Source organism: Lentzea alba (genome assembly GCF_047445655.1).
GTDB classification, from domain to species: domain Bacteria; phylum Actinomycetota; class Actinomycetes; order Mycobacteriales; family Pseudonocardiaceae; genus Lentzea; species Lentzea alba_A.
Genome location: NZ_JAJAEG010000008.1, coordinates 224,654 through 236,298, shown reverse-complemented (window position 1 = coordinate 236,298; position 11,645 = coordinate 224,654). Strand labels below are relative to the sequence as shown.

General features: G+C 68.5%; 9 protein-coding genes. 3 read left to right on the top strand and 6 right to left on the bottom strand.

Going from position 1 to position 11,645, the window contains the following annotated elements:
• The first annotated feature begins 44 nt into the window (after positions 1 to 44).
• The 3 genes from LFM09_RS15590 to LFM09_RS15580 are packed head-to-tail and all read left to right on the top strand — an operon-like array spanning position 45 to position 2,536.
• A complete protein-coding gene (locus LFM09_RS15590; RefSeq protein WP_414097147.1) occupies positions 45 to 962 on the top strand; it encodes a LysR family transcriptional regulator in 918 nt (305 codons plus the stop codon).
• A gap of 7 nt (positions 963 to 969) precedes the next feature.
• Positions 970 to 1,698: a HEAT repeat domain-containing protein gene (locus LFM09_RS15585; RefSeq protein ID WP_414097146.1), complete on the top strand. Its 729-nt coding sequence runs from the start codon at positions 970 to 972 to the stop codon at positions 1,696 to 1,698.
• A gap of 43 nt (positions 1,699 to 1,741) precedes the next feature.
• Positions 1,742 to 2,536: a HEAT repeat domain-containing protein gene (locus tag LFM09_RS15580; RefSeq protein WP_414097145.1), complete on the top strand. Its 795-nt coding sequence runs from the start codon at positions 1,742 to 1,744 to the stop codon at positions 2,534 to 2,536.
• On the opposite strand, the gene LFM09_RS15575 is transcribed toward LFM09_RS15580, so the two are convergent.
• The 6 genes from LFM09_RS15575 to LFM09_RS15550 all read right to left on the bottom strand — a co-directional run bounded on the left by LFM09_RS15575 (position 2,537) and on the right by LFM09_RS15550 (position 11,644).
• A complete protein-coding gene (locus LFM09_RS15575; RefSeq protein ID WP_414097144.1) occupies positions 2,537 to 3,025 on the bottom strand; it encodes a DinB family protein in 489 nt (162 codons plus the stop codon).
• Positions 3,026 to 3,085: 60 nt separating this feature from the next.
• Complete coding sequence (locus tag LFM09_RS15570) at positions 3,086 to 4,465, bottom strand: ArnT family glycosyltransferase (protein ID WP_414097143.1); 1,380 nt, start codon at positions 4,463 to 4,465, stop codon at positions 3,086 to 3,088.
• A 29-nt stretch (positions 4,466 to 4,494) separates the two neighbouring features.
• Positions 4,495 to 6,081, bottom strand: a complete 1,587-nt coding sequence (locus LFM09_RS15565) for a thiamine pyrophosphate-binding protein (RefSeq protein WP_414097142.1) — start codon at positions 6,079 to 6,081, stop codon at positions 4,495 to 4,497.
• 568 nt (positions 6,082 to 6,649) lie between these two features.
• Positions 6,650 to 7,459 (bottom strand): alpha/beta fold hydrolase, encoded by an 810-nt coding sequence (locus LFM09_RS15560; RefSeq protein WP_414097141.1) that lies wholly within the window; start codon positions 7,457 to 7,459, stop codon positions 6,650 to 6,652.
• Positions 7,459 to 7,755 (bottom strand): acyl carrier protein, encoded by a 297-nt coding sequence (locus LFM09_RS15555; protein WP_414097140.1) that lies wholly within the window; start codon positions 7,753 to 7,755, stop codon positions 7,459 to 7,461. The genes LFM09_RS15560 and LFM09_RS15555 overlap by 1 nt, the downstream gene beginning before the upstream one ends.
• On the bottom strand, positions 7,742 to 11,644 hold the full coding sequence (locus LFM09_RS15550) for a beta-ketoacyl synthase N-terminal-like domain-containing protein (protein ID WP_414097139.1): 3,903 nt from the start codon (positions 11,642 to 11,644) through the stop codon (positions 7,742 to 7,744). Before LFM09_RS15550 ends, LFM09_RS15555 begins: the two co-directional genes overlap by 14 nt.
• Position 11,645 lies beyond the last annotated feature (1 nt).

The window sequence follows — 11,645 nt, the reverse complement described above, 5'->3', positions numbered from 1 at the left end:
GGTTGCAGAATGAAACCTCACGACGTCGAGCATAAGCTGTCCTGATGCTCAACCCAGTGCATCTCCGCACGCTCGTCGAGGTCGTGAAGACAGGTTCGTTCGCCGAGGCGGCCCGCCGGCTCGGCTACACGTCGTCCGCGGTCTCGCAGCAGATCTCGGCGTTCGAACGCGCGGTCGGCGTGACGCTGTTCGAACGTGAGGCGCACTCGATCAGGCCGGCCTCGGCGGCGTTGCTCATCGCCGACCGCGGGGGTGAGCTGCTCGCCGCGTTCGACGGGTTCGAGCACGAGGTGAAGGCGATGGTGCAGGGGCTGCGGGGCCGCCTGCGGATCGGCACGTTCCCGACGGCGAGCTCGCGGGTCGTGCCCAGGGCGTTGGCGAAGCTGTCGGCGGACCTGCCGGACGCCGAGATCCGCCTGGACGAGGCGGAGCCGGAGGACGTGCTGCCGCTCGTGCTGACCGGGGCGCTGGACCTGGCGCTGGTCTACGCGTACGACCTCGTTCCGCAGACGTGGCCCGAAGAGCTGACCGTGCTGCCGCTGCTGGACGAAGCCCTGCTGCTCATGGTGCCGATTGATCACCCGGCCGCGAAAACGTCCGGGAAACTCGAAGACCTCAAAGATGAACGCTGGATCGCGTCGCGCGACGGCACGTCCGGTGCGACATGTCTGACGCGTCTCTGTGCTGCGGCGGGTTTCGCGCCAAAAATTGCTTTCCGAAGCAACGACTATGAGGTCGTGCAGTCACTCGTGGCGGCCGGTGTGGGTGTCGCACTCGTGCCCGCGCTCGGCTACAAAGCGCTGCCCGGAACGCACGCGATGCCGTTGCGCAGCAAGCCTTTGCGCAGGCACGTGCACGTGGTCCACCGCACCGCGAACACGAACCCTTTGCTGCGTGATGCGGTAAACGCTCTCCGTCATGTCTGCGAAACCGCTGTGGGTGAGTACATAAATCCGTCATGATGGCGAAATGGGGGAACTCAGCAGCGATGGGGCGCTGGCTGGGATCCGGGACTGGGGCTCACCGGATCTGCGCGCGCACATCAGATATTTGATCGACAGCACCGAGCCGGGTGTCGAGGAAATCATCCTCGACAACGTTGACGACGCGGGCCCGGTGCGTCCGCTCCTGTGCCGCGTGCTCGCGGAACGCGATCCGTACCGCGACCCGGCGTTCGCGTTGCACCACTTCTACGAGGAGACCGACGGTCCGGTCCGCAGGTGGCTCGGCCAGGAGGTCTACCGCAGCCCGTGGGTGTGGTTGTACGGGATCACCAGGCTGCGCAACGCGAATCCGGTCGAGCGCGTCATGCCCGATGCCACGCACTGGCTCGCCACCCGCCGCCAGATCGCGGTGATGGCGCTCGGTGACACCGCCGACCCGGCCGCACTGCCGCCGATCATCGGCAGGCTGCGCGACTCGAAGTGGTGGGTGCGCAGCCAGGCAGCGGCCGCGGTGCGCCGGCTCGCCCGCAACGGCGTCGACGTGAGCGACGCGGCCGAGGCGTTGGCCAGGTGTCTGCAGCACGAGCGCCAGGAGGTGATCGAGCAGGCCGCCGCGGCGTTGACGCTCCCCGGACTGCGCGACCGCCTGCTGTGGGCGCGGGCGACGCTGATGCCGCTTGCCGGAGCCGTCGTCGACAACGCTCTCGACGGCGTGGTCGCGTCGCTCACACCGCTGTGGCCGGGTGAGGATTGAGTCGTATTGTCCCTTTTGAGGTAACGGGTCTGGGGGACAACGCATGATCACCGACGAGGAACGGCAGGCGCTGGAACAACTCCGCTCCGGCACGAAGGAGGAGCGCGCCGCGGCCGCCGCCGAGCTGGCGCGGGGCTCCGGCCACGACGTGGACATCGCGTTGCTGAAGATGTTCCGCGCGAGTGCGGATGAAGTCCTCGCGATGGGGACGCCGGTCCGGCAAAGGATGAGATCGGGGGGCCACGCCGAGCTGATCAGCCGGGTCCTGGCCGAGCGCGACCCCGATCGCGATCCCGCCTACATCGAGCGGATGTTCCTGTACGGCTTCGACGAGGAGCAGAAGGACGGCGGGCTGGTGGGCGCCGAGGAGTGGGGTTTCACGCGCCTGCGCCGGCTGGAACCCGTGCAGTGGTACGCGAAGCAGCTGCAGTACGAGGGTTTCGCGCGCTGGATGATGCGGGCGGCCGCCGTCGTCGCGCTGGGCGACACATCAGACCCTGCCGCGTTCGACGTGCTGCTGCCGGTCCTGTCGCACGAGAGCAAACGCGTACGAGGCGCCGCCGTGCAGGCGGTGTTGCGGCTCGCGCGGTCGGGTTTGGACGACGAGTACCGCGCCCATCCCGTCCACCAGCGGCTCGCCGAGATGCTGTCGGACCACCCCAAGGTTCGGGTGGAGGCCGCACGAGCGTTGTGCCGGCTGGGCGACGAGGCCCTGGTCGCCGAGGCGTTGAGCAAAGCCCCGTGGTGGCAGCGGAAGTGGAGGCGCGAGCTCGAAACGTGCCTGCGCGGCGAGATCCCACCCCTGCCGAAGATGTGGCCCGGCGACCAGAACGTCTAGCTACTCGCCGGTCTCCCCGTCCGCGAGCTCGCGGAGCAGATCCAGGTGGCCCACGTGCCGCGCGGTCTCCTGCGCCACATGCGCCAGGATCCAGCGCACGGTGAACCTGTCGTTCGCCGCGCTGTCATCGGGATCGCGCTGCTTGAGTGCTTCCGAGTTCGCCCACTCCTCCTGGTACGCCTGGATGAGCGACTCAGGGGTGTCGTCGTCGGTGAGATCCCACGACGGGTCAGGGCTGCCCTCCCACAACGACGGCAGGTCCACGCCCGCGCCCGTGATGCACAGCCAGTACCGCTCCACCGCGACGAGGTGCTTGAGCACGCCGAGCGCGGTCAGCTTCGGCGAGGTCGCGATCGGGGCCGCCGCGGCCAGGTCTCGGCTCAGCCCCTCGACCTTGATGACGGCGGTCCTGCGCAGGAAGTCCAGGAACTCCCAGGCGAGGACGCCTTCGTCCTTCGCGTTGTTGTTCGGCCAGTGGCGTTCGATCATGGCTGGATTCTGGCTCATCCGGCATCGCTGCGGGCTGGAACCCGGCGGCGCGTTCCGCTCTCAGTAGAAGCGGCGCAGCTGGGGCCAGATCTCCTCCCACGGCTGGTCCGGTGCCGTGCACGACCAGATCTCGGTGCCGTCCTCGTCGTTCTCGATGACGTTGCGGTGCTGCGCAACGCGGTTGCACCCCGTGAACGGCGGTGCGTTGAACCCGACGAGCAACACCTTCTTGTTCAACGTCGCGGGCGGTCCCCAGTCGTAGTACGACATGTGGCCCGAGTACACGGCAATCGGTGTGAAGGTCTCGATCGCGCCGGCCTGGCCGTAGTTGCGGGTGATCACGACCGGCCGGTCGTTCGCCCAGTAAGCCTTCTCGACGGTGTTCGCGAACTCGTTCCACCCGACCTGCTCGCCGGGTTCCTGGTTGATCGCCAGGATCGGCCCGATCGCGTTCTGCGGCAACACCGGCAGCGACGCGATCGCCGCCGGCACGACGCTAGCGACCACGAGCACGGCGCCGATCACCTTGCGGCGCAGCAACCATTCCTGGACCTGACGCGCCCCCGCCGCCAGCAGCACGAGCAACAGCGACACCGCGTAGTACGGCTTCCCGCCCGTGATCAACGTCAGCGCGCACAGCACCGGATACGCCAACGCGATCGCGCGCAAAGTCTTGTCACGCCACAGGTTCCGGAACCCGATGATCCACACCGGCACCAGGAACGGTGACAGCAAAAGGATCTGCATCGGCACGAACATGACGCGGTTCTCGAAGCCGTCGTCCTCGCTGATGCCGCGCGCGACCGTGAGCAACGGGAAGTCGTGCATCACCTGCCACGCCACCACCGGCGCCACGATCACCAGACCCACCGCGATGCCCGCCGGCAGCCACCACGTCCGGAACACGTCCCGCGGCCCGGTGATGAGCAACGCGATCGCCAGCGCCGCCACCAGCAACAGCAGCAGCCACTTGTTGCCCAGCCCGACTCCGATCGTCGCCCCGATCGCGAGCCACCACCGCCCGTCCCGCGACTTGAGCAGCCTGATCGTGAAGTAGCCGATCAACGTCCAGATCAGGAGGTCGAGCGTCGCGGTCGACAACATGTGGTCCACCGCGAGCACGTACGAGCCCGTCGCCGACGCGGCCGCGGCGAACACCGCGCCGCCACCGAGTTCCTTGGCGATGAGCGCGACCACGACCGTCGTGCCGAGCGCGATGAGCGTTGCGACGACACGCAGTCCCATCGGCGTCGTGCCGAAGAGCCCCGTGGACAGGTGGGCGAGGAACGGCGTGATCGGCGGCTGGTCCACGTACCCCCACGCGAGCCGGTCGCCGGCCGCCATGAAGTAGAGCTCGTCCCGGTGGAACCCGTACCGCCCTGACAACGCGGTCAGCACCACTGCCTGCACAGCGAGCACGATCCCCAGCCCACGTCTCATGGGCGGGACGGTATCCGGCAGGCGTCTGATCAAGTGGTGTTTTTGCGGTACCAGCGCGGCGAGGTGTTGATCGGCGGCTTGAGGCCAGCGTTGACCACGATCATGTTGGGCCCGTTCACATCGCTCAACGCGTCCGCGAGCCCGTCGAAGCCCTCGATCGTGACCGCCGGGATGCCGAAGCTCTCCGCGAGCTTCGCGAAGTCCGGCCGCGTCAGGTCCACCCCGCTGATGGTGTGGTTCGCGACCTGCTGGTCGTACCGGAGCATGCCGTACCCGCCGTCGTCGACGAGCACGATCGTCAACGGCAGGTTCTCCTGCTTCAACGTCGCCAGATCCCCGCAGGCGAACAGGAACCCGCCGTCGCCGACAACCGCGATCGTCCTCTGCGCAACAGCCGCCCCGATCGCCGCCGGGAACCCGAAGCCGAGCGTGCCCCACCCGACGGGATAGGCCAGCCCGCGCGGCTTGGAGACGTGGTGGAAGCCCCCGATCCAGTAACCGGGGATGCACATGTCCGCAACGATCGCGGCTGTCTCACCTTCCAGAGCCTCCAGCAGCTTCGCGGCTTCCTGGGAGTCCTCGCGGACCAACGCCCGCACGGCGGCGTTGACCTGCTCGACGTCCGTGTGGGCTTCCTTGTCCGCGACCTTCGGCAGGAGCGCGGCCGTGAGGTGCCTGGCGTCGCCTTCGAGGGTGACGTCACTCGGGTAGTTCTTCGAGAGCTCGGCCTTGTCGATGTTGATCGACAGCAGCTTCTTCGGCCTGGGCTGCAACCAGTTCTGCGTCATCATGCCGTCGAAGTCGGTCCCGATCGCGATCACCAGGTCCGCCTCGTCCCACAGCCTGCCGACCGGGGGCGCGTGCACCGGCCCGCGCACGACGAGCTCGTGGTCGGTGAGGCCCCGCGAGCCGTAAGTGGTGACGATCGGGGCGTTCAACGTCTCGGCCAACGCACCGATGACGACCCCCGCGTCCGCCCTGGCCGCTCCACCGCCGGCCCAGATCAACACCTTCTCGGCGCCGTCGATCAGCGCGATCGCCTCGGTGAGATCCGGAATCTCGACGCGCTCGTTGTAGGTGACCGTCGCGTGGTAGTTCGGAACGTCCGCGACGAGGAAGTCCGTGGGCACACCGAGGTAAACCGGCCCCTGCGCGCCCTCGATGGCAGTCATGACCGCACGATCCGTGTACTCAGGCAGTGCAGCAGCAGTCGGCACGTCGAACGCCGCCTTGGTGACCGGCACGAACATGGCGCGCTGGTCACGCGTCTCATGCAGCACGCCCCGGAACACACCACGCTGCCGCAACGTGCTCGGGATGTCCGTGGCGATCACCAGCACCGGACTGCCAGACGCCATGGCCTCACCGGTGGCGCCGAGCGTGTTCGCCGCACCAGGCCCGGTCGTCACGACGGCAACGCCGAGCTTGCCGGTCGTGCGCGCGTACCCGTCCGCCGCGTAGACAGCTGTCTGCTCGTGCCGGACGCCGATCATCCGGATGCCGGACTTCTCCAGCGCTTCCCACACGGCGAGGTTGTGCACGCCGGGCAGGCCGAACACCACCTCGACACCGTGCTCGGCCAACATCGTCAGGAGGCTCTCGGCACCCTTGGGCATGCGCTCGACGCTAAGGCCTGCTTATCCCGCGAGCAACGGGAGCGCAGCAGTTCTGGTGCTCAGCGTCAGGCGCACGACGGCTCGCTTCGTTGTTCGCCGACCAGTGACCGAGCGACTCGTGTTTCGTCTGTGGCGCGGCACCGACCGGCGCGAAGACGAACGTGAGCGATGTCGGGTTCTGCACGACAACAGTCATGTCGTAGTGCGTCGCTGTGAAAATGCCTGAATCGCGGCCGAGGACAGCCTGTGCAGCGAGGCGCCGACGCAACTCAGAATGCGGGCGTTGCTTTCCGGCAGCAGATAGATCTCCGTTGTCGGTGTGGTCCGTCCACCGAGCACGCCCTTGGTTCCCACCTGGTGGGCAGCGGTGCAGCCTCGCCTTCGAGAACCCGCAGTTGCAGGTTGAGCTGCGTGATGAAGTCGTTCGCTGACACGTCGAACAACTTCTCGGACGCCTTGGTCGTCGGGGTCGCTGTACCTGGATGAGTGCGCCGTTACCCGGCTCGGATGGACCAAGCCGGGATTGACACCTTCGACTGATTGTTTCGACGCGACCTCGAAGATGGCGTCAGGCGTACGACGGCTCGAACACCCACTCCTTCACGAGCCCGACCACGTCCTTCGTGGCCTCGGCCAGGATGAAGTGGCCCAGGCCCTCGATCACCTCGATGCGCGCGTGTGGCTGGACGTCGCGCAGCACCGGGGCGAGCGGCACCATCCACGAGCGGCTGCCGAAGATGCCGAGGACCGGGCACGAGACGCCGCGGATCTCGTCCTCGGTGTTCGGGGCGGACCACGGCAGTTCGGTGGCGATGCCGGTGCGGCGCAGGGTTTGGCCGGACAGCTTCATCATGTGGTCGACGCGGGCACCGTCCGGGACGTTCGACTGGCTGAGGATCTCCTCGCGGACCGCGCGGCGGTGCTTCTCGACGTCCTCGTGGTCGCCGTCGATCTCGCCGGTGAACAGGTAGGCGATGCCGGCCGACCAGTTCTCGCCGAACGCGGGCATCGACTCGACCAGGGTGATCGACGCAACCCGTGAGGGCTGGGCCGCGGCGACGCCGAACGCGATGCAGCCGCCGTAGGAGTTGCCCACGAGGTGCACCGGCTCGTCGATGTCCATGGCGTCGAGCAGCGCGAGGAGGTCGTCGACCGTGTCGCGGAAGCGGTAGCCGGTGGGCGGTTTGTCGCTGCGGCCGTGGCCGCGCAGGTCGTAGGTGATCACGCGGGCGCCGGCCTCGGACAGGGGCGCGGCGAGCGTGAAGTAGAACGACGCCAGCGTGTCCATGCCCAGGCCGTGGATGCACACGACGACGGGTGAGCCCTCGCCCAGTTCCTGGACGTGCAGGCGGACGCCGTTGGCTTCGTAGTGCGCCATCAGCCGACCTGCCGGATCACGTAGTCGACGAGCTGGCCGACGGTGAGGCTCAGGATCTGCTCGGCGTTCAGCTCGGCCGCGAACGCCGCGAGCTTCACGGACGGGCCGTAGGTCTCCTCGAGCATCCCGGCCAGCACGACCAGGTCGATGCTCTGCAGTTCGAGGTCGGCGTGGAAGACGGTCGCGCGGGTGATCTCGTCCTCGGGCTCGCCCAGACCGGCCTCGTCGAGGATCTGCTCGATCATCGCGGCGATCTCGCGGAGCACGGTCTCGTTGCGAACTTCAGTGCTGGTCATGAGATTCCTCCTGATCCACCTTCACGAGCACCCGAGCGCTGCCGTAGCCGGGCGTCTCGGTCTCGATCGACAACTCCAGTTCCGGCAGGGTCAAGCCGTGCAGCCCGCTCACGACGGGGCCCGTGCCGGAGTCCCGCACGAGGATTTCCGCCGGGAACAGCGGTCCCCAGCCCTCCTCCCACAGCCAGGCGCGCACCGCGTCCTTCGCGGCGATGCGGCCCAGCAGCCATTGGCGTTGCTGCCGCGGGGAGCAACGCTCGTAGTCCGCGCGTTCCAGCGCGCTCAGGTACTTGCGCACGTAGAGGCCGCGCGAGGCGACCGTCGGCCATTGCTCGCGCACCTGCCACCAGCCGTTGTCCTGCAGGCGGGACAACGTGTTCATCTCCGGGAAGTAGTACGCCTGCTGGTGTTCCGGAGCGCAGTGGAACCGGCGGTCACGCCAACCGCTGATCTCGCACCACACCCGGCCGCGCACCGTCAGCTGTGCGTCGAACGTCGCCTCGTCGGTCATGAGGTCGCGCACGCGCAGCACGCACTCCACGTCCTCGCCGGGAGCAGGCTCCACGTCGAAGAAGCGAACGCGTTGCACGTCCATCGGGAACACGATTCGCTTGTCCCGCTGGCGTTCCACCATCCAGTGCGCGAGCAGTTGCCCCACGGCGTCGAGCAGGCTGCCTGGTGCGGCTGTCGCCTGCAGCGTTGCGCGGATGCTCGCGTCACTGATGCCGTGCACCGTCCGCACGCCCTGGAACAACGGGCCGTGGAACAGCCACCGCTTGTCGTACACCTGCGCGGCGGTCAGCTTCGGCGGTTCTTCCGCCTGGCCGAACCACCTCGCCGGGAGCTGGGCGGGGAAACGCGGCGCCGTCGTCACGACCGCGGACGCGAAGCCTTCCACCACCACGTCGCACTGGTTGTCCTGCAGCGGGGTCACCACCACGTCGACGTCCAGCGCCGGCGCGGCGACCAGCCAGTCGAGCAACCGGATCTGCTCGACCGAGACGACCTTCTGCCCGGTCGCCCGTTCGGCCGCGGTCACGATGAAGTGCAGAGTCGTGGTCGCGGGCACGACCGGCCGCCGGTCCGTCATGTCGGGCCAGCCCTCGCGCTGCCTCACGAGGGTGTGGTCCACCAGGTACGGCATCGACTCCACGGACACCCGGACGCTGCTCCGGGTCGCTGACGGCCGCCTTGTCGCCGCCAGCACGTCCGCGGTGGCCATCGAGGTCTCGCGCAGCAACGCGTCGAGCTCCGCGGCGACCGCCGGGTTCAGTCCATCTGCGACGGTAGCAGGGGTCACCGACAGTTTCGGCGCGCGATCTCCCATGCGCACCAGAGCGGACCCCAGGTCGAGCCGCATTCCCTTCGGCCTGGCGGAAAAACCCTGCAGAACCTCGAACTTCGGCGTGCCACCCTCGACCCACAACGCGGTCGCGACGCGCCGGAGCTGGTCGAGGCCGCTGCGGTGCGGGCCGTTCGCGGCCACCGCCATGTGCGGGCGGCCGCGCAGCGTGTCGTCGATCAGCGACGTCAGCTGGCCGACACCGACCTGGACGAACACCCGCGCGCCGTCCGCGTACATGGCGTCGACGGTCTGCCGGAACCGCACGGGCTCCAGCAGGTGCCGGATGAACAGCTCGCGGATCGCCCGCTCGGCCACCGGGTAGGGCGAAGCCGTTGTGGCAGACCAGATCGGGATCTCGGCCGGGCGCATCGGGGTCCGCCCGGCTTTTTGTGTCAGACCCCCGAGGTATGGTTCGAGCATCGGCGTGTGGAAACCAGATCGGAACGGGAGCACCTGACCGAAGACGTTGCGGTCGCGCAGCTCTCTTACAACTTCATCCACTTCGGCCGGCGGTCCGCAGATGATCGTCTGGTTCGGCGAGTTCTCGTGGGAGACCACGATCTCCGGGTAGTCCGGCAGCACGTCCGCGAGCCGTTCGGTGCCACAACCGAGTGCCGCGAACGCCACGTCCGGCGCCCGGAACGGCTCGCCCTGCCAGAAGGCGTCGGCTGTCGCCTCGGACAACACACCCGCGGCCAGCATGGCGTTCCACTCACCGACGCTGTTGCCCGCGACCAGGTCCGGGCGGATGCCGAGGTGCTGCAGTGCCGTGTGAAGCAGTCTGCCGACGGCGAACACCGAGCCACCGTGCTGGGTGATGTCGGCGTGCGAGGTCTGCGGTGCCGTGAACCCGAAGTGCGCGGCCACGTCCTCCACGCGTGGGGCGAAGTCTGCCTCGAGCCCGGTGAACGTGAAGGCGAGTTTTCCTTCTCGTAGCAAAGGTTCTGGGCTGAACCAGACATCGCCACGACCGTGCCAGGGGAGAGCTTTGGCGACGGCCTTGCGGGCCATCCTGAGGTTCTTCGCGGTCGGCTCGACCACGCCCAGGCGGCAACCGTCGGAGTCGGTGACCACGTCACGCAGCTCGGCGTCGTCGCGCTCCAGCAGCTCGGCGAGGTCGGCCGGGGTGCGGGCGCTGAGCAGCAGCACGCGTTCCGGCTCGCGGACGGTGATCGGCGGGGCGATGGACGGACCCTGCTCGATGACGACGTGCGCGTTGATGCCACCGAACCCGAACGCGTTGATCGCGGCCCGGCGGTGCCCTTCCCAGAGCTCGGCGGTGTCCGTGACGCGGAACCGGGTGCGGTGCAGCGCGGGGTGCGGGTCGTCGCAGTGCAGCGTCGGCGGCAGCACGCCGTGATAGACCGCGAGTGCGGTCTTGACGAGTGACGCGACGCCGGCGGCCGGCATGGTGTGGCCGATCATCGACTTCACCGAGCCGAGCACCGGGCGTCGGGTGCCGGCCGGCCCGAACACCCTGGCGATGGTGACCAGTTCGGCGAGGTCACCGGTCGGGGTGGCGGTGCCGTGCGCCTCCAGGTAGCCGAGCGAGTCGGCGTCCGCGGGGTCGAGGCCGGCCATCTCCCAGGCGCGGCGGACCGCGAGCTCCTGGCCGTCCGGCTCGGGGTTCACGACGCTGCCCGCCTTGCCATCGCTCGCCACGCCCGTGCCGCGGATGACGGCGTACACGCGGTCGCCGTCGCGTTCGGCGTCCTGGAGTCGTTTCAGCACAACGATTCCGGTGCCCTCGCCGATCAGGATTCCGTCCGCGTCGCGGTGGAACGGCCGGATCCGGCCGCTCCCGCTCAGCGCCTTGAGCCGGGAGAAGCCGTTCCACAGCGAGATGTCGTGGCAGTGGTGCGTGCCGCCGGCGAGCATCACGTCGCTGCGGCCGCTGACCAGCTCGGTGACGGCCTGGTCGACGGCGAGCAACGACGAGGCGCAGGCGGCGTCCACGACGTAGGCAGGTCCGCCGAGGTCGAGCCTGTTGGCGATGCGTGACGCCGACAGGTTGGGCACCATGCCGAACGCCGACTCGTTCTGCAGCGGTCCGGTCGTGGCCCGGAACGCCTCCTTGACCTGCCTGAGCTGGTCCTCGGTGACGTTCGGGACGATCTCTCTGATCGTCTGGAGGACCTGCTCGGCGCCGCGGAGTTGACTGTCCACTTTGGCCATTCCGGACGTCAGGTAGCCGCCGCGCCCGATGATGACGCCGACCCGTTCGCGGTTCGGCAGCCGGTCCGCGCCGCCCGCGTCGTCGATCGCCTGTGCCGCCACGTGCAGGGCGATCAGCTGGTCGGGCTCGTTCGCCTTCGCCGAGGCGGGCATCATGCCGAACTGCGCCACGTCGACGTGCGGTGAGACGAACCCACCGCGCCTTGTGTGAACGCGGTCGTCACCGACCCCGAAGAACACCGGGTCGAGGCGGTCCTCCGGCGCGTCGCTGATCGCGTCGACGCCGGTGCGCAGGTTGTGCCAGTAGGTGGCGAGGTCCGGTGCTCCCGGCAGGAGCACCGACATCCCCACGATCGCGATGGCGACCACG